At 38.1% G+C, this 19,835-nt stretch carries 13 protein-coding genes; 1 reads left to right on the top strand and 12 read right to left on the bottom strand.

Annotation, left to right across the window (positions count from 1 at the left end; all coding sequences use genetic code 11):
- Positions 1-55: 55 nt before the first annotated feature.
- On the top strand, positions 56-2,239 hold the full coding sequence (locus A3Q34_RS19090; RefSeq protein WP_070376784.1) for a prolyl oligopeptidase family serine peptidase: 2,184 nt from the start codon (positions 56-58) through the stop codon (positions 2,237-2,239).
- Between the two features lie 228 nt (positions 2,240-2,467).
- Here A3Q34_RS19090 and A3Q34_RS19085 read toward each other — a convergent pair whose 3' ends face one another.
- The 12 genes from A3Q34_RS19085 to A3Q34_RS19030 all read right to left on the bottom strand — a co-directional run bounded on the left by A3Q34_RS19085 (position 2,468) and on the right by A3Q34_RS19030 (position 19,669).
- Complete coding sequence (locus A3Q34_RS19085; RefSeq protein WP_070376783.1) at positions 2,468-3,292, bottom strand: hypothetical protein; 825 nt, start codon at positions 3,290-3,292, stop codon at positions 2,468-2,470.
- Between the two features lie 559 nt (positions 3,293-3,851).
- Positions 3,852-4,277, bottom strand: coding sequence for a hypothetical protein (locus A3Q34_RS19080; RefSeq protein WP_070376782.1), 426 nt, complete (start codon positions 4,275-4,277; stop codon positions 3,852-3,854).
- Positions 4,274-8,941, bottom strand: coding sequence for an RHS repeat domain-containing protein (locus A3Q34_RS20990; RefSeq protein ID WP_070376781.1), 4,668 nt, complete (start codon positions 8,939-8,941; stop codon positions 4,274-4,276). The genes A3Q34_RS19080 and A3Q34_RS20990 overlap by 4 nt, the downstream gene beginning before the upstream one ends.
- Positions 8,942-9,523: 582 nt before the next feature.
- Complete coding sequence (locus A3Q34_RS19070; protein WP_070376780.1) at positions 9,524-9,838, bottom strand: DUF4144 family protein; 315 nt, start codon at positions 9,836-9,838, stop codon at positions 9,524-9,526.
- A gap of 53 nt (positions 9,839-9,891) precedes the next feature.
- A complete protein-coding gene (locus A3Q34_RS19065; protein WP_070376779.1) occupies positions 9,892-11,340 on the bottom strand; it encodes an FAD-dependent oxidoreductase in 1,449 nt (482 codons plus the stop codon).
- Positions 11,341-11,771: 431 nt separating this feature from the next.
- A complete protein-coding gene (locus A3Q34_RS19060; protein WP_070376778.1) occupies positions 11,772-12,041 on the bottom strand; it encodes a hypothetical protein in 270 nt (89 codons plus the stop codon).
- Positions 12,042-12,154: 113 nt separating this feature from the next.
- A complete protein-coding gene (locus tag A3Q34_RS19055; RefSeq protein ID WP_331710957.1) occupies positions 12,155-12,565 on the bottom strand; it encodes a PaaI family thioesterase in 411 nt (136 codons plus the stop codon).
- A 138-nt stretch (positions 12,566-12,703) separates the two neighbouring features.
- Positions 12,704-13,084 (bottom strand): VOC family protein, encoded by a 381-nt coding sequence (locus tag A3Q34_RS19050; protein WP_070376776.1) that lies wholly within the window; start codon positions 13,082-13,084, stop codon positions 12,704-12,706.
- A 232-nt stretch (positions 13,085-13,316) separates the two neighbouring features.
- Positions 13,317-15,602 carry a xanthine dehydrogenase family protein molybdopterin-binding subunit gene (locus A3Q34_RS19045; protein ID WP_197517623.1) on the bottom strand — a complete coding sequence of 762 codons (2,286 nt, stop codon included), beginning with the start codon at positions 15,600-15,602 and terminating at the stop codon, positions 13,317-13,319.
- Positions 15,603-15,608: 6 nt separating this feature from the next.
- Positions 15,609-16,103, bottom strand: a complete 495-nt coding sequence (locus A3Q34_RS19040) for a (2Fe-2S)-binding protein (protein ID WP_070376774.1) — start codon at positions 16,101-16,103, stop codon at positions 15,609-15,611.
- Positions 16,104-16,742: 639 nt separating this feature from the next.
- Entirely contained in the window at positions 16,743-17,636 is an 894-nt protein-coding gene (locus tag A3Q34_RS19035) for a DMT family transporter (RefSeq protein WP_182222614.1), read from the bottom strand.
- Between the two features lie 104 nt (positions 17,637-17,740).
- On the bottom strand, positions 17,741-19,669 hold the full coding sequence (locus tag A3Q34_RS19030; protein WP_197517622.1) for a S9 family peptidase: 1,929 nt from the start codon (positions 19,667-19,669) through the stop codon (positions 17,741-17,743).
- Positions 19,670-19,835: the final 166 nt, after the last annotated feature.

The following is a 19,835-nucleotide window of genomic DNA, read 5'->3' as shown; positions in this document are numbered from 1 at the left end:
GCCGAACTCTGCTTATATTGATGCATATTCAGCAAAATCTTAATAGAAGGGAACTATGTCTGTATTGAATCACCCCAAGAAAACCCTGTTTTTATGCGCAGCACTTTCACTCACCGCTTGCCAAAATGATAAAGAACCTAATAAGGCCCCCGTAATGAAAGTGGAAAACCTTGATAAAACTATTACCTATGACACCTTAGGTAAAACTGACCAAGATCATTTATATCTTGAGGAAGTTTTAGGTAACAAAGCATTAACTGAAGTAAAAAGCTGGAATACCCGCACCCTCGATCGCCTAATGGCAGACCCTCTATTTGAAAAAATGAATAGCGAAGTGTTGGAAATTGTTAACAGTAAAGACAAAATTCCATACGCGTCTTATCGAAATGGAGAAGTGCATAATTTTTGGCAAGATGAACAACATGAAAGGGGGATATGGAGAAAATCGACCCTCAGTAGTTACCTTTCAGACACTCCGGTTTGGCAAACTGTTTTAGACTTTGACGCTCTGTCAAAAAGTGAAAATAAAAACTGGGTCTACAAAGGCAATAACTGCCTTTCACCTGATTACGAAATTTGCATGGTCAGCCTTTCTGATGGCGGTAAAGATGCCGTTATTCAACGTGAGTTTAATACCAAAACTCAAACTTTTGTAACCGATGGCTTTATCACTCAAGAAAGCAAAGGCAGTATAGATTGGCTAGATAAAAACACCTTAATTATCGGGGTTGATTTTGGTAAAAACACCATGACAACATCTGGTTACCCTATGGTTTCTAAACTATGGCAACGCGGTACTGCGTTATCGAGTGCCGTTGAAATTGACCGTGGCGAGCAAACAGATGTTGGCTATTGGGGGGGTATAACAGAGCTAAGTGATGGCCGCCGCGAAATTATTACTACCCGTGCATTAACCTTTTATGACACCGAGTATTATTGGTTTCCACGCAAAAGTGATGGCAGCATCAGTGAAAAAATAAAATTACCAATACCTAAAAAATCAAATTTAAGTGGTGAGTTTAAAGGGCAAATGATTGTCAAATTAAACGAAAACTGGCGTGGATTCAAACTAGGCGACTTAGTCAGCTTTAACATTGATGATTTTATGAATGATGGTAAAATTGACCTTGTTAACCTTGTTTTTAGTCCTGATGAAAAATCTTCAATTGGTAACTTTGGCGTCACAAAATCTAAAGTACTGATGAGCATCTACCATGATGTAACCGGCTCTGCTCATCAATTCGATTGGCATGACAATAAATGGACCTCTAAAAAATTAGACTTTCCAGCTAATGGTTCCGTCTCAATTGGCAGTACCAACAGTAAAGAAGAAATTGCTTTTATTTCAGCAGAGAGCTTTCTTAATCCTGACACACTTTATACTTATAACACCGCAACAGGTGAAAAAGCTAAAGCGAAATCTTTACCTAGCTGGTTTGATGCTGAAAGCATGGTCAGTGAACAATTTTTTGTTTCTTCAACCGACGGTACTCAAGTCCCCTACTTTGTGGTTCGACACAAGAACACAAAGTTAGATGGTAAAAACCCAACCCTTTTGTATGGCTATGGCGGCTTTGAAGTTTCTCTAAACCCTAGTTATTCCGCTACTCGTGGAAAGTTGTGGTTAGAAAGAGGCGGTGTCTATGTATTAGCCAACATTAGAGGCGGTGGCGAATATGGACCTAAATGGCATCAGGCTGGTTTAAAAACCAATCGCCAACGTATTTATGATGATTTTATTGCTGTCGCTCAAGATTTAATCACCAAAAAAATTACGTCTCCTGAGCATTTAGGTATCGAAGGTGGCTCAAATGGAGGCTTGTTAATGGGGGTGATGTTTACCCAACGTCCTGATTTATTCAATGCGGTAATATGTGCTGTGCCCCTGCTTGATATGATGCGCTATCATACCCTATTAGCAGGTGCCTCATGGATGGGCGAATATGGCGACCCTGAAAACGAAATTGAAGGTAAGTTTTTACGGAGCATTTCGCCTTATCATAATATTGACCCTGCTGTAGATTATCCAGAAGTCTTCTTTATAACATCGACAAAAGATGATCGTGTTCATCCGGGACATGCTCGAAAAGTAGCGAAACGCATGGAAGACCAAGGGCATAAATTTTTATACTATGAAAACATTGATGGTGGGCACTCTGCTGCTGCCAACCTTAAAGAAACCGCCAAGCGAATCGCACTGCAACATACTTATTTAATGCAAAAGTTAGCAAATAATTAACAGTTTTATAGCGTAAAACTGATGATAGTGGCAGGATAATTCGCAGCTTTTGTCTAATTATCACCGTAGGTTTTTTGAAGTCTGTTTAACGTCGTTAAACAGACTTTTTATTAATAGCAGTAACGAAGTCTTGTTATCAATAGCTATAAGGAACTTCGTTTCCGTACCTTTATTTAAAGTACCTTTCGAGGCTAATATGGGTAAATAAATACCCACAACCTTAAAACTCTAGCTTTTGTCTTTTGATATTTGATGAATAAGTGATGTACCCCAATCACTCATTCCATCGCCAATAGCACCGACCATCAGCGACAAATACTTTTTCCCGGTAGCTTGCTTATAAAAATTACTATATTCATTTAAATCTTCATTACTGATGTCACGATAAATAAAATATGACGTTAAAACCATTTGCTGTTCCATTGCAGGCTTTATATTGACCGCCATTTGTTCTAATTGAGCATCGAGTTGCGTGGCAAGCTCAACATTTTCTGGTTGGTTTATTTTCAACGCCTCAAACATATTTTCTAACATCGCCATCATCAAATTCATCCCTTGCTCTACAATTCCTGATGACTCAACATAATTAATAATTACTTTTGTTCTCTCAGGAGATGGCGGGCTTGATTGCAACTCAGCCATATAAAGCATTAAATTTTGCTGAAACATTGGATCAGTAGATTGAAGTTCAGCACTTACAACGCGAGAAGCAAGATCACTATCCAACCATGTAAGAATCGGCTGTAGTTCAGCTAATGAAACATTCTTCCTTATGTTTTCAGTCATTTTTTTTAGCATCACATCAGGATTTAATGACGATGCAAACACTTGCATAAATTTTTCATGTTCAACTGGATTTTTAGCCGTTAAAGCCATTTGTTGTCCCATCGCTTGCAATTGTAGCGGTAGTCCCTCAATTGACTGGGTTATCCCTGACTTATCCATTAACTGATAAATTTGTTTGTCTGTTATCTGATCATTGGCATACGATGTTGTAATGATAGACGACACTAAAATAATGCAGCGAGCTATAAACGTAGTAAATTTTTTCATGTTGTTCTCCAGGTTTATTAAACTATATGTTTAAAAATTTTTAGTGACTTTACCATTAGAAGTAAGTCGCTAAATTCCATTAAAAAACTTTCTATAAATACAAGTTATGCCCCCTTTTCATTATCAACCCCACAAACAAAAGCCTTACGTACCGAGCGACCGCAAATGAAATAAAAAGGTGTATCCAATAAAATAATTTTTTGTGAACTAGGCTTAGGCATAACGATCACCCGACTTATTAAGGGTAACTTAACTCTAGTTTATTAAAACAAAACAGCATAAGTTATTATGGGTGGCATAATAAGTGGTGTTTTTTGCAAGCGTCATATAGACACTTAAGGTAAAACAGATAACCAGCATCGGCAAAAAAGAACACATTATGATTATTGCCGCGACTAATAACATGATAGTGAACATGCGTTAAAAAGTGGCATGGTTTATGGAGCATTATCGACTCCTTTCGATAGTGAATACCCCGTTCATTATAGCTGATTAATGACAATAGCAAATAAGATCTATTCTCAAGTGTCACCGACCTCTTTTATTTTTCTAAGTATTTCTAAGGAAGTTCAAAATACTTTCTGTGCCTATGTATTTCACATAACTTTTCTTCACAAAACTTCAGCTTTAATGAGTTAAAATACGACGCATTCACGTAAAAAGACCATGTATCCTGTTTTTCAAATGAAGAAAAACCTATTGGATGAAATAACGGTTCAACCATTACATTAAAATCTGGTTTCGTTGCTAAATCTTTAGCTGTTTCAGTAGTTACTTTAATTTGAATAAATACGGAGTCTCCATCACCTTTAAATTGGCTCAGAGATCTTGCAAGTGATTTATATACATTATTCTTATTTGCTCCAATCTTCAAACCATATGCTGAGCCAGATGTAACTGTTTCATCAATATAAGTTAACCATAGATAAGCAGGGTAGCTCAAAAACAGAAAACATAATATTGATAAGAGAGGTCTAATTCTCATTTATCTTTCTCCTTAAACCCAACTCTTTCAGGAACTGTGCTACCGGGTTGGCTTATACCGTTATTTACAAAAGAATACCCCCCATCAGCTTTCTTAGCAATCGCTCCAGCAGCGGAATTACTGTTTACACCACCTTGTACTTCTGGCACCGCACTATATTCTTGGCCTCCTTGCACAGAATCAGTAATCTTAGCAACTTCCGCGTCCGTTGCATCAATCTTACGATAAGTAACTTCTGAACCTTCAATACTTAGACTTTGCCAAGCTTCCATATCTGAATCAGAAGTACCTTCTGAAAACCCTCGTGTATCAGAATTTACTTCGCCCATTTTGTCATTACCAGTATCACCGAATGACCTCACTGTAGCCAAAGGGTCACCTATAGATTTTGCATTGTAAACAATAAAGTTGTGGTTAGCTGAACTTGTAAAGCTTAGTGCCTTGCTAACCAAATAGGAAGCCTTCCCATCAGGATCAGTATACTTATACGGATTATTATTTGCATAAGCATAACGATTAAAGTTATGAACATTGTTAAACCCAACAGGATCATTCGAATAAAACCGCCCGATAACGGGATCGTAGTATCGTGCCTGCATATAACTTAAACCAATATCTGTATCAAACTTATGTCCGGTATAACCTACATCGTCACTTTGTGTTCCAATCGTTTCACCAAAAGGTTGATAGTGTAGAGTTTTTATAATCACTCCCGCTAAGTTACTAAATGCAGCGGGGCTGCCTAAATAGTCAGTATGAATGAATTCTACACTGGTATTTTTTGTAGCTACTAATTTACCACCTAAACGATAGTAATCTTTGTTAACACCACCAACTTTTCTAAACATTAGCTGACCAGATAAGCTGTACATCGAATAACTTAAGCCTGAACCATCGTTTGTTTTCACTCTTCGGTTATGGCCATCATAAACATAAGTATTGCCACTTGCTTCGTCCATTTGACCAGCAACATTATACGAAAAGCTATCATGACCATTTGAGGTGACATTCCCTCTACTGTCGTAAAGAAAGTTATATGATTTACTTCCTGTGGTGTAATTTAAACGGTTTAAGCTGTCATAAGCATACCCAATCGATTTAGAGCCTATTTTATAGTAGGTAATATTACCTTTGGTGTCGTAATTAACATCTCCTGTACCCGAGTAACTATCGGTGATCAGGTTTAACCTATCAAGCCCGTCATAGGTTGCTTTTAAATCATAAGCATTATTTTTTTGGTCATCCCAGAACGTCAAATTATTATTTGAGTCGTAGGTCATGGCTTGTTTTATCGCATAAGTACCACTTCTTACATCATAGGTTGAAGCAAGTAAGCCAGCACTATTTAGCGTAGCAGAATACACAAAACCATTGCTATAATTATGAGACTTAATAGCACCTAATGCATGATACTTAGCATTCGTTGCGTAATTACCCACTCGCAATTGTTGACTTAACGCATTATGCTTGACATTCAGCACTTGCCCACTGGGATAAGTGATTGAACTTTGATTACCTAAATTATCCGTTTGATAAATTAAGTTGAAGGTATTCCCGTCTATAGATAAGCTTTCAGAGGCCAATCCCCCTAAACTATTGTATGAATAATGACTAGCAACACTGCCCGTATTAAGGGTAATTAACTGACCATTTCTATCATAATAAAAGCTTTTGTTTGCTCTATCATCCTCATATGTTTCTGAAATAGTATTTCCTCGGTATCCATAGACGTAATTCGTTTTATTTGAACTACTTACTAAACTATCGCACGAGGTGGTACTAGTGCTAATTGACGTTCCATAAGCTTTCCAGCTTAACTGTCCGACACTATCAAATGAATAAGCTCTCGGGCCAACATCCTCTCTAACAACTTTACAAAGCTTTTGATAATCATCATAAACACGGTATTCATGCTCTCCGCCTTGGCTAACGCTGCTAACATTACCGTAGATATTGTAGGCCATACTTGTACTAACATAAGCGGGTGAGTTAATTAAAATAGGCATTGATTGACTAGGGGATGCATACGACAAATAAGTGGTTGTGGTAACATTGCCTTTATTATCATTAACTTCTACTTTGTCATTAACCAAATATCGATAAGCTATTTTACCTGAAATGGCATTGTTATTAACCGCCTTTGGACGCCCTAATCCATCATAGCTGTAATTAACACCATAATAAGTAGACGCAGAACTTGTCTGCTGACTTTGAAAAGTTGGTTTATTTAAGTAGTTAAAGTTTGTTCTTACATACCTTGTTGTATTACTACTATCGCCGTTATCCCACTCTTTTACGGCCAATGGCCTCAATAGTCCATCATAAAAAGTTTGTTTACGGTAATCACCTTGACTAACCGTTTGAACCGTCATATCTGAAACGGTTCCTGGAACGCCAATACCACCTGATGACTGTGAATATGAAATATTGGTATTTGACCATTCTTCGTCACAAGGGTCTATTAAGATTAACCGCCCTAAAGTGTTATAGCTGTAGTTTTCACAGTTACCTTCAAAATCCGTTACTCGAGTAACCTGAGCATTGGCATTGACTATTCGATAACCATATTGAGAAACTGTACTGCGGCTCTTAGGCGTCTGAATAGTTCTAGGAATTCCACGATAATAATTTGAATATTTTACCCACTGATTATTGGCATTTCTTGTTATTTTATTAGGTAATCCATTTGATAAATAGGTGTAATTGGTATGCCAACGACCAAAAGAGTATTGGTTAGCGGGTTGTGACTTGTAGATCCCCGCAGCAGAGTGATAAGTCGTTTTTGCTACTTCTTCATAAGTAGAACCGTTAAAGACCTTTGTTTGATATGGCCGACCAATCAGCCAGTATGTTGGATCATTATTATAGGTGGTTTGAATATATTTATGTTTGTTGCCATTAGCATCATTGTATTGATGTGTCTGCGTTGGATTACCATAAATATCATATGAGGTGGTTAGCTGAGTAAAAACATCTTTACCACCGACTCTGTAGTATTCTTTTACTTCAGACGCAATTAACGCTCTGTTTGAATGAGCAACACCACTACTTAATTCAAATCCCACATTACCGATATTTTGACGAGTAAATGTTTTCTTTGTTTGGAGCAGCATCGCACCGTTTGTATCAAATTCTTCTACAGCGACTAAGCTACCGTCTAAGTAACTGTAGTAATCACGGTTATGATAGTATTTTGTTCGACTGTTATCGGGAGCTATTACTTGTGTCCATTTATAATCTTTATTATTGATATTGCTCGGTAATGTACCCTTTAATAACATACTACTATGGATATTTTCATTAGCGGCAAAACCTATGTTTTCAGAGTAATCATAATTCCATGTCATCTTGGACATTCCCGGTCCCTCTAACACTTTTTCAATGATAGACATGGTTGCGTAGCATTGTGGTTGTATATAGGGACCGTTATTACTGGTAGTGGTTTCAAGCGTGTTACTTCTTCCTTGAACTTTTCCTTCAAATTGAAATGTGCCAGTTACACCATCAGGGTGTGTGATACTTGCAGTACTGTTTTTTGGTGTATAATTTATGGTGTATGCACAATCATCCATTTTGTCACCATCCCTGGTACCAACAGTTGGTTTAGCATTTCTATATGGGCTTAAATCAAAAATCCAGTTTTTACCATCAGGTCTGGTGACAGAATCTAACCCTTTAGTACTCCCATATGAATATATCCAATGACGTCCGTTGTAAGAAACTTTAGTGATATGATTTAGATGGGATCCCGTTCCATAAGTCATAAAAACTGTTCTGCCATCACTAGACGTTATTGAAGTTAGCTTGTTACCAGAATAATTATACTGAATCCAATTACCGAAACGATCTTCTACTTTTGAAGCCAACATAAAGGCTTGATACCGTGAGGTAACTTTATAATCTCGATAAATACCCTTAGAAGATATTAATCTCATTTTGTCAAAAGTGTATTTAAGCCCATCGGGTGAGTGACCGATAAAGCCTTCGCCATTGCCACCTGAACGTGTAAAACAATCGAACTTCCAATTAGATTTTGTTTTTCTACCGTTTTTTTCAACTAACTTCTCTTGTCGACCCGGTAAAATAAGAGAGTCACCGTTCCAGTATTCATGAGATTCAAACACGTTACCATGATCAGAAATCCCTCCAGGGTTTAAATAACCAGAGCATTCCTTGCCTATTCCCCATGAACCTGAATATCGGGAACCATTAAAAAGTAGTGTGGTATGAATCGCGGGGATTTCAAGTAACCAATCATCAAAAAAAGATGAATTATAAGCAGTTAAACCGGCAGCTTCAGGATAGAACTTTCGGCCTATGACAATGTCGGGGCCAATCCCTTTAGCCACCAAATCAGTATGGCTAAATCCAATAGTGCCAGAGTTAAGGTCGATATGTTCCCCGAGTAAGTCGGTTGTATAAGGCGTAACAGAATCTTTTACAGACATACGCGCTAAGATATCTTCATTAGCAATACCATAAGCATCCCCACCACTAGGAGGAGGAGGAGCTAAAGTAGAAATTTTTGTTGATGACTTTTGCATTGTTGGTAAGTTTTGGCTAACAATTGCTGAAGAAATTTCCGCAGTAATTGCTTCATTGAATGGAATTTGATTAGCAAATGCTGCTATAGGTAAAATTAATGCTATCGTTAAATATCTCATAGAAATCCCTTATCTATTAATAATTACAATAATATTCAGTTACTTATTTTAATAATGTATAAATAAAAGTTAAAAGACAACTAATAAATTAACCAGATACACCCAACCTAATACACTTTTCCGAACGCTGGTTAAAAGATTCTTTCATTTTATTTAAAGCTATAAATGCTCAAGTTTTCCTATTTCAAATAATGAAATATTCGCATAACTTTTTGTTTACTTGTTTGTATGAATATTACGATCTGTATATTACCCACACAAAAAAGTAAATTTAAAGTTAATGAAACGTAAACATAAAATAAATATAGTTGGTAAATATCGCTAAAGCAATTTATGTGTAGACATTAATGAGAGAAAAGAAATAAAGTTATGGCTGTGTATAAAGTTTTATAAAAGGCGTATTTATAAAATAATTTTACGTGTTTGATATCATGAGTTAATTAACAAAATGATGATGCTATTAAATAAATGATAGCGCGTAATAATAGGCATTTGTTATGTTTTATATAAAAAATAATCGCTAATTAATCCTAATAGATAGGCTTTCTGGAGTTGTACCACTCATTAGCTGTTCACTTTGATTTAATAGCGTAGTGAATTAATAGCATCTGCTACTGTTAAGAAATATATTTTAGTGAGACAAAGCTCCGCCTTACTAAACTCATGAGCACGGATCAAATCTAAAACTTGCGCTATAATGACTGTTCGCTCTGTTTTAACTAGCACTCGTTGTTGTGATACACATCCTATTAAATAGCAAACCCCCATAGAATCTATAACATAATCCTCATCGCTAAGAATTAAATCCTGACATTCTGAAATAAAATCTAGCGCAGAGGCTAAATAAGTAAGCTCATCTTCGCCTTCTAACTTTAAAACACATGGCCAACAGATCATAAAAACTCTCTATAAATATAACGGAAAAACAAGCCTGCTCAGTCAAGGTTTACTTACGAGCCATCTCTTTGAAGGCAACGGCCCCTGGGTTCATCACCTTCATGAAGTACAGTGTCGGTATGTAGGAACTTTGCCGCTTCTGCAGAATCCTTCACTTTAGAGGCACTGCGCGCTAGCATTTCTGCTTCAAACTCATTGAGGACACTTTCCCTGATGCCAACATCTCGCCATTGAGATAATGGCCGACATCCTACCGATATGCCGCGTGCAAGCGACAACGCATCGAGAAGCGCTTGATTGGCTCCCTGTCCTTTGAATGGGCTCATCGGGTGAGCCGCATCGCCAATGAGCGTAGCTTGTTGCCCTTGCTGCAATAATTCAGCTTCGAGTAATGGCCTATCATACACGGGATAACCAGAAACTTGAGCCACTAAGGTAGCAGCTAAAACTTGCGGTATAGGGTCATGCCACTGAGTTCTTCGACACGCTTCGTCTTTTAGTGCCTGAGGACCTTTAGCACTTAATGCCTTAGCTTCCGCTTCAGGCATAGGAAAACTAAGCTGCCACATCACAGAGTCAGACGCATAAGGCATCATATAAATACGTTCATTACCATTCGCCGTTTGAAAAACAGTCGCTGAGTCCAGCAGTGAACTTTTAAGTCCTTCGAGTGCCGCCAAAGGACAAATACCCAAAATAACAATACAGTCTAAGTATCGTAGAGGTGTTTTATCATCAGTTATCAGTAATTTTCGCACTGAACTGCGAATACCATCGGCGCCAACAACAAGATCGGCCTTGGCGCTTTTAAATTCACCTTCGACCTGAAAGCTCAAATCAACACCTCCCGCCAGCGACTCTTTATAACCGACTAATTGGTGACACCATTTTACTTGGTTGTCACCAACGAGTTGCTTAAGTAAAGCTAATCGCAAAGATTGGCGAGCAATATGAATATTGGTGCGTTTAACCGACGATTTCACCGCAGAGGGATGCCACTTTCTGATCCCCCATTCACCAATAATTTTACCCGTGGTGGTATGAACAACATGCCGAGTTGAAATAACGCCTTGGCTTAACAAAGAAATGCCAAGCCCTGCTATCGCTCTACTGGCTTGTTGTAATGTCAGTCCGTAGCCCTGAGAGCGAGTATCAAAGCCACTGTCTCTTTCATAAAGCGTAAAAGGAATACCACGGTGCAAACAAGCAACTGCTAGTGCAACACCGCCGATACCGCCGCCAATAATAGCAATGTGCGGGTAGTTTTCTTTATCTGCGATGGTAATATTTGTCGCCTGAATGAGGCCAGTTCCATTGCAATTTAAACAATCAAATAGATGTCCCTTAGGACCAACTGGAGGTGTACCTTCGCTTTGTTTTTGTTCAAATTCATCCAACTGACGCTGATACTGAAGTCGCATTTTTTTGCGTGGTCTTTTATTTTTTTGACCAAGCCCTTGGCACTGCTGACAAACGGCCCAATTAATTTCTTCGTTGTTCAACTTTATAAGTTCCTGTTTATTTGACCTGATTTTAACTTCACTTTTGCGTAAAAGATTCGTGTTAACAACTCATGTTGGGGTTAAATGCAAAGCGGTACATTTCATTAAGGCTATAACAATTTAATGGCTTACTATATCGTTGCAATTAATAATAGCGACAATTATTTAGCCATAATTTTGCAAGAAAAACTGATGGGCTAGGATTTTAGACTGCTTTTTATCAAGAAGACATTCATTTGATGAAAACATTAACGCTATAGCGAAAAAACAGCAGGATATATAAATTCAATATTCGATAAAGAAGCCACTCAACGTAGCGACTTGTGATCATATAATATGTTACCTTTATTTTGGCGTTCAGCTGAGCGTATATAGTACCAACGCCAATAACGGAGTAATTAATAGCCAATTAAAGTACCAGTCGATAGTGTTTATTCTTGCTCTGTTTTACATACTTTTTGAATGAGCATTGAAACCGACAACGCAATTAATAAGCCCATAAAAAAATAAATGGCGATTAAGTACTTCCCTAAATCAGATGCTTGTATTTCACCATTAACTAATACACATTCACCTTTGCTGTAATTGAAGCTACCACTATTATCTAAGCATTGATCAACCAAAAAGAAATCATTAACTAACCAAATAGCAACAAAACTAATGATGACACCAATAAACTGTGGGATAGAATTTTTTTTCATAAGTTCCTAAAGACATAACAGAAGGTCAAGTAACACGTCATTGTTGATAATAGTGTAATACAAAATAAGGCTCGATCGATACTTATCCCGGCTTATTTATCGACTTATTTAATTTATCTTGCTTTAGGTATTGAATAAGTTCCGACAACATGTGCTACAGGGTTTACATCACCATCGGAGTATAAGGATACCTCTCCAACAATGAGTGACTTCCCTATTTTTAGTAAGGTACATATACCAATAATATCTTTGCTTGAAGAGGGTTTTCTCAGAAAGTTAATGGTTAGGCTGGTGGTCACAGCAAGAGAAACGATGCCTATCTCACCAAGAATAGCCACATATAGAGCACAATCGGCAACGGTCATTAACACGGGGCCAGATACAGTTCCACCTGGCCTTAATTCATCAAAACCTACGGTATGTCTTATTGTTGCTGATTGTTCTCCAACAGCTTCAACAATGCACTTGGCCTGCGGAAACTCTGTCCTCATAAAGTCTGTTACTTCTTGCTTAGTCGCCAAGATAGTTCTCCAATAAACACTAAACTAAGGGCAAATAATACTGGCTGTAAGATATCTAAAAGCCACTATTTCGGACATGCTTCAAGCTGTTTTTCCCTTACTTTTGTAAATTATTATGATAGTGAAAATTAACAATTATTTTTAAACGATTCGATGAAGCGCACAAATTTTGTTATCTGAGGGATCACGTAAATAAGCGAGATAAATCTTACCTATCGTTCCATCTCTTACACCCGGAAGGTCTTCACATGCACGACCACCATTAGCAACACCCGCTGCGTGCCATGCATCAGCAATAGCGGTACTCTCAGCTGCGAAACCAATAGTAGAGCCATTACCATGACTAGCAGGCTTACCGTCTATCGGCTTACTTAGCGCAAAAACACCATTTTTGGTAAAATAAAAACAACGACCTTTGGCGTCAATTACACCAGGCTCGTGTCCCATGGCACCAAGAATGGCATCATAAAAAACTTTTGATTGTGCGACATCATTTGCGCCGATCATTATATGACTGAACATTTTTTTCTCCCCGTTAATATTAATCAGGCCATTAAGGGCCAATGAACTTGTCGGCTATAATAGTTATTGTTAGTTAGCCAATTTAATAAGACAATTAAGTACTACCTTATCTTTTACTGACTTCTAAAAAAAGCCTTTAGTGACGTATTATCGACACAAAAGGCTTTGTTATTATTACCTATGACCATCTGTCTTATTGGCCATCTTAGCGATTCAAAAAACTAATAATATTTTATGTACTTACTAACGCCGCTGACTTAATAGGTAAATCTCGTACTCTAACCCCTGTTATCTGAAAAATAGCATTGGCGATAGCGGGCGCTATTGACACAACGCCAGGCTCACCTAAGCCAACAGGAAACTCTTCGCTTTCAACAAATTCGATATCAAGCTCAGGCACATCATTCATTCTTAATGGAGTGTAGGTGTTTAAGTTAAGATTACTTACTTGACCATTTTCTATCGGACTTTGTTCGTGTAATGCTAAGCTTGTTCCCCATAGCATTGACCCTTGTACTTGAGCTAAAGCGCCATCAGGATGAATAATAACGCCGGCATCAGCAATCATAGTCAATTTCTTAACCGTGATTTTGCCAGAGCTAGGTTCGACATGTACTTGAGCGGCACAAGCCATCCAAGCCGGCATGGTACGTTCTTGTCCCGCACTTATCGCAACACCAATCGCTTCGTTCTTTCCTAACTTAACATTGGCAGTCTTTTCTTTTAGCCTAGTTAATACATGAGCTAAACGCTTAGCACCACCAACACTTTCTGGTGCTTTACCCGCTTGCTTTCCTAAACCATCAAGCATGGATAAACGAAAATCAATAGGATCCATTTTACTTTGATGCGCTATTTCATCAATAAATGATTCTAATCCCCAAACAATCCAACCCTGCCCTACGGATCTTAACCAACCAGGCAACATAGTTTGTTGTGCTAGGCTATTGTTAGCCACGCGCACACGATGGTTTTCCATGCTGTACCAATGATCTGCACCACTGGTGGAAAACATATCGACACGAATTTTTTTATCTAAACTTTCAGGCATAAACCCTGGCGCCATCGATAAGGTTGGCCAACCTGCAGCAAGTGCGTGCTGCATGCCAGTAAATTTATTTTTTTGATCAAATAGCGCTTGAAACGAAACAACCGAAGGCGATCTTGGTTGGTCAAATCTAGAGTCATCTTCTCGGGTAAAGACGATTTTTACCGGTTTGCCAATAGCTTTAGCCGTTAATACAGCTGGAATCGCATAATCGCCAAATAAACGACGACCAAAGCCACCGCCTAAGTATTGCTGATGCATAACAACATTTTCATCTGAAACTTGTAGCGCTTTAGCGATCGCTGGCAAAGTTAACGACTGCCATTGATTACCGGTATAAACGTGCCACATACCATTTTTTTCTTCTACCGTTGCGTTAACTGGCTCCAAAGCAAAATGTAACGCGGTATGGGTGCGGTAAACAGCATTAATAGATTTATCTGCTTTGGCACTCGCCGCTGAAAAGTCGCCGTCATTAATAAACAACCCACCTTCGTTTTCATCAGCAACTAAACGCTCACCTTCTTTAATAATATCTTGCTCGCTAACTTTGGCTGTTTTACCCGCTTGATAGCTTACTTTTAACGCATCGCCGGCTTTAATCGCGCCGTAATAAGTATCGGCCTCGACACTCACCCAGCCCTGAATGTTTTCACTTGGGTCTTGCAAAATATGATAGCCAAGATAACCTTTAACCTTTTTAGCCGCACTATCATCAACATTGGTGACCTTAGTGCCATAACGTGTTGGTGGAACAATAGGTCGAGCATAAACCATCCCTTCCAACTCAACATCAATACCATAAACCGCCGAGCCATTGGTTTTATCGGGAATATCGAGGGCTAAACTAGGCTTGCCGACTAATGTTCTTTTACTGGCTGGTTTTAAGGGTAAGGCATCAATTTCTTTTGGTGTAAAGACACGATTAAAGGTGCCCTGAGTGACAATTTCACCAAAACTTAACGATTGTTCTTGATAAATTACTGCACCATTTTCAACACGACATTGCTCTGCTGGGCAATTCAATATTTTTGCCGCGGCTTCTATTAGCGCAATACGACCGGCTGCCCCAGCCTGAGAAAGTGGCTTAAACGTTTGAAATACTGACCAAGAACCGCCCGTGACCATATAACCCCATTTAGGGTCAGTGTCTACATGAGTAATAGAGACTTTAGACCAATCTGCGCCTAACTCATCCGCCACAACACGTGCGAGTGCCGTACCAATATGCTGCCCCATTTCTGCCTTAGCAATATTAATGTTCACATCGCCCTGTGGGTTAATTTCAAACCATACCGTTGGCGAAAATAATTTATTTTTCAGAGTTTCTTGTGGGCTTTGCCCGATATTGGCGGCGCTAGCTAGGGGGGCGAAAGCCATTAATAATGTACTACTGACCGTACCAACTAAAAAACGACGGCGAGATAAGCTGACATTGTTTTTTGCATCTTTAATATTTTGCATTGTCATACGCCTTTATGATTGTTGGGTTGAAGAGCGTGGATCAAACGTTTGTACATCGGCTGACATAACATCTGCAGCACTTTTAATGGCGCTTTGAATACGGATATACGCCATACAACGACATAAATTGCCGCTCATATGATCAACAATTTCTTGGTCACTTGGCGAAGTATTACTGGCTAGCAAAGTTGCGGCCTGCATAATTTGTCCAGATTGACAGTAGCCGCACTGAGGTACTTGTTCATCGATCCAGGTTTGCTGTAATGGATGATTGTTGTCTAAACCTTCAATCGTGGTGATATTTTTATTTGCGGCGGCTATTAATGGAAAAGAGCAGGTTCTGATCGCCGCACCATCGATATGTACAGTACAAGCACCACACATTCCAATACCACAGCCAAATTTTGTGCCTTTAAAGCCAAATTCATCACGGATAACCCATAATAAAGGCGTGTCTTCCTCTGCAGTAGAGGAAACATTTTTCCCATTTAACTTGAATGCAATCATAACTTTCTCTCCAAAACTGAGCTAAAAAATTATCAACTCATCTATTTATTAAGTACACCACTTATTAAAGTAGCTGATTTTTATTTCTGATTATCTCTGTATTAACAGATTGAATTATTTTCAACAGCGCAAACTTCTACCTTAAGATAAACTTTGAACAACTTATTGATAATTATATAATGATGCGTTTATTTATAGTTAACTTATGCCTAAAAAATCAAAAGTTTGAGCAATAATATTTATTACTACCTTCATAGGTTAGCACCTTAGGTTTATTTTTCCTCATTAAGGGAAAATATTAAACTAAGCTAAGCGTTCGCCATCAGAATTAGCGCTGTTTTCGACGGGACCGCTATCACCAAAAAGGTACAATAGTACAAAATTACTATTATTGTAGTCACTTAGTTTAAGAATGTCGCATACGATCGAACCCTATAACTGTACTATTGGGCTATTTCGGTACTATTGAGCTTTCGTGCGATGCTGCACAGTGATGTGGATCAATCCCACTTAACCCTTGGGATTATCGGTTGTATGAATGAGGCGGTTAAACGATTATCAATGGCGATGTGCATTAATGTTAAGCTAAGACGCTAACTTTTCAATAATGGTCAGCTGAGTGCTGATTAAAAACATGCATTAAGTGATGGGTGGCTTCTTTGCTGCTAACTGAACAAAATAGTATCGACCTAAGATCACCGTTAAAATACCACCAAGCACTAAAGCGGATGACTCAACCAAACGTAATGTAATCAGTTCATTGGCAAACACTATTCCGCCTGCAGCAGCAATAACAGGTACAAACAACTGCACAACAGCGGCTTGTGTAACAGAGAGTCCCCGCAGCGCTATATACCAAACAAAATAGCCTATGCCAGAAGCTATACCACCAGACAATACCGCAAGTAATATCCCCATTGGTGTTATATGAGCATCATTAAGTCCAAAAATTATCAGTATTAAAATAAAAGGAGATGTTCTCATAAAATTATAGGCGGTATCACTAAGTGGATTTTTAGATGTTCTGCCAGCAAGGGTATAAAGTCCCCAAGCAATACCTGAAACAGCCATAAGTATAAAGCCTTTAAATGATGGTGTTACTAGGCTAGGCACGATTAAATAAACAAAACCAGAAAATGCAATAATGAGTCCTACCCATTCAGTAAAATGAAGTTTATTACCTGAAATTACACTCGCCATAATCATCGTTATTTGTACTGCGCCAAATAAAATCAGTGCGCCTGTTCCTGTATCTAATGAGATATAGCCAAATGAAAAAGCGATAGCATAAATAAAGAGCATACCTGCCGCCAACCAACTGCCTTTAGATTTAGGTTTTGTTTCATTTGATTTACGTGTTAGTTGCAGCACAAGAATTAATATAATAATGCCCGAAAGAAGCCGTATAATAGTAAAACTGCTTGCGTCAATGGCATTATCACCTAATGCTAACCTACATAGCACAGAGTTTGCCGCAAACGCTAAAAGGGCAAAAATAGTACTCGCAATAATTTTTATAAAATTGATGTTCAAAAAAAATCCCACTTAAAAAACACTAGATTACTGACTTAGGTAATATCTTGGCTGCAATTAGCCAGTAAATCTCCCTTATACCATTGCGCACAAGGGAGCAGCCATTATAAAGTAACCGGATTATGTTTGTTTAGAAATTGAAGCACTTTTTCATGATATATAATTCGGTTGTCAGACTTATAAAAATTATGCCCTTCATTTTCAATTTCAAACCATTCGTACGACTTGTTATGCTTCTTTAATTGCTTAAGTAATACTTCTGCTTGCTCTAAAGGTGTTCTGTCATCCTTGGTGCCATGTACTAATAAAACGGGTGCTTTTAATAAATTAATCTTATGAATCGGTGAATGGGCTTTTTGGATGTTTTCTAGACCGACTCTTTTAATTAATACTTTCGCTACCTCAGGCTCTTCGTGATCAACCAATAATGGCAAGTCATAAACCCCTGATCGAGCAATAGTACACTTAAACAGATCAGGTTCAATAATGCTGCTTTGAATAGCACTATAACCGCCAAAACTTGCGCCCATGATGCAGAGACGGCTTTTATCTATATATTTTTTGTCGACCAAATAATTGATGCCATCTAAAATGTCATACTGAATTTTATCTCCCCATTGGCCAAAACCAGCGGCTTCAAATTTCCAACCTAAACCTGTTGAACCACGATAGTTAACCTGAACCACTGCATAGCCTCTCGAAGCTAATAATTGAACTTCTGGATTAAATCCCCAATAATCTCGAGCATGTGGGCCACCGTGAACTAAAACAACAGCAGGTACTGCGGCAGTAGTCGTTTTTGTTGGTAAGGTTATATATCCTTGGATGGGGGTGTTATCTCTCGCGTTAAATTTAAACGAGTATTGCGGATGTAATTTTTTAGTATCAATACCCTTCTTGCTATGTGCAACGTAACTCAACTTATTGGTTTCACGGTCAAATAAATACCATAAGGTCGGTTGAATGTCGCTCGAAAGAGAGATTAAGGCTTTGCTCTCAAATGTCTTATCCCAGCTAACGTTAATGTGATAACCGGCAAATTGTCCTAAGAAGTCCGAAAGTTTTTCAGCCATAGGATGCTTTTTATCTAAAATTTTATATTGCGGATACTCGTCAAAGTAAGAGACGGCAAAAGGTCTATCTTTATTATCTAAGTAAAGCCATTTGGTATCATAACCATCCACGGTATATAACGTCGATAATTGCTCAGTTTTTGGATTAAATAAACAAATAGAAATAGTATCGTTACCACAATAATCACTTACCACTAGTTGCTTTTGATCTTTATAAGTACTGATAATAGATAAGCTAGCGCTTGCATTTTTAGGTTTATAGTACAACCAAGACTCATCATCAAAATCATAACGCGCGATAGTAATATCATCATCTTCCGTGTTGTTGCTAAGCCATAACTCTTGGCTTTCATCGAAGTAATCTAGCTGAGTCGTTTGATGGTTTGCCTTGCTGTCTTCAATTTTTGCTAACGTTTCTATTTGACCCTCATATATATTTAACTTAAAAACCCACATACCTTTATCATTATATTGTGACGTTGAAATAATGATATGTTCGGGGTCATCCTTTAACATGCTGATTATTTCAGGATGCGCCAAATGTTTTTCGTAATCGTGGTCTTTAGTGCCTTTTTTTATTTTTCCTCGACGAACAAGTGAACGGACACCAAAAATAAAGTCACCTTCATCTTCATCTATATTAATGCTATAAATTTCACCATAGTAGCCCTTCCTCTCTTGATTTCTTTTTTTACTGGCAAGAAAAACCAGTAATCTTTCATTATTTGCCCATCGGTATTGACCGACACTGTCTTTATTGGCAAAGGAAATTTGATTAATCGCTTTCATCGTTTCAACAGCAACGATGATAAGAACAGGCGTCCCTTTTTGATCTTGGATCAAAGCAAGATGTTTACCATCGGGGGATAAACTAACATCACGGTAATCGTCTTCCTCAAAGAGTGTATTAATATCGAGGTTTTTTACCGCTAGTTTGTTTTCTATATTTTTATTTTCCAACGCGATAGCCATGGAACAGTAACTGAAAAACATGAAAACTAATGTCAGTATTTTTTTTGTTTGGGAATACACAGAACATCCTTTTATTATTATATTTCTGTTTATTATATCCTTGCGTTTTAATAAAGGGCAATATTTATTCGACAGTTTTACCATAGCCTTTATA

Origin of the sequence: Colwellia sp. PAMC 20917 (assembly GCF_001767295.1) — a bacterium.
GTDB lineage: Bacteria > Pseudomonadota > Gammaproteobacteria > Enterobacterales > Alteromonadaceae > Colwellia_A.
Note: the sequence above shows the minus strand (reverse complement) of the source record. Positions and strands in the feature narration are given on the sequence as shown.